Origin of the sequence: Streptomyces sp. NPDC058632, from assembly GCF_042717095.1 — a bacterium.
In the GTDB taxonomy this organism is placed as follows: Bacteria; Actinomycetota; Actinomycetes; order Streptomycetales; family Streptomycetaceae; genus Streptomyces.
The window spans coordinates 1-628 of the sequence record NZ_JBHXQZ010000174.1; the positions used below are offsets into that span (position 1 = coordinate 1).

Consider the following 628-nt stretch of genomic DNA (forward strand, 5'->3'; position numbering starts at 1 on the left):
CAGGCCATGCGTGAGCACGGCCACAAGGGCTACGTCACCGGCCAGCTCCTGCGCATCAGCCTGCTCGACGGCAGGACCGAGTTCATCAACGCCGGGCACCCCTGGCCGCTGCGGATACGAAACAGTCAGGTGCGGGAGATCACTCCGAAGGTCGATATGCCGTTCGGCTTCGACGCCCCTCACAGCTACCGGGTCCAGTCGCTCGACCTGCGGCCGGGCGACCGGCTGGTGATGCTCACCGACGGCATGCTGGAGCACAACGCAGGCAACCTCAACCTGTCCGACCTGATCGTGCGCACCCGCGCGCTGCATCCCCGCGAGGCCGCCCGCACCCTCATCGCGGCGGTCGTCGACGCCAACGACGGCCACCTGCAGGACGACGCGACCGTCATGTGCCTGGACTGGCACGGCACCAACCACTCCCAGCGGGACGCCGCCACCGGCGCCGACCTCACCGACGCCTCACAACCTTCAAGGACGGGACGGACCACTCCCGGACGATGACCCTGGGCGTTTGGTGGCGAGCCCGGCCAAGCAGCGGGAGGCCCTTGCTGCGCTTCTGTGGGGCGGTGGTGGGGGGGGGCGCCCCCCCCCCCCCCCCCCCCCCCAAAAGGGGGGGGTTTGTGGG

The 628-nt window shown here is 70.5% G+C and carries 1 protein-coding gene; it reads left to right on the forward strand.

The window, feature by feature from the left end:
* On the forward strand, window positions 1–504 hold a 504-nt coding region (locus ACFWVE_RS34535; RefSeq protein WP_384023083.1), incomplete at its 5' end, for a PP2C family protein-serine/threonine phosphatase.
* Window positions 505–628: the final 124 nt, after the last annotated feature.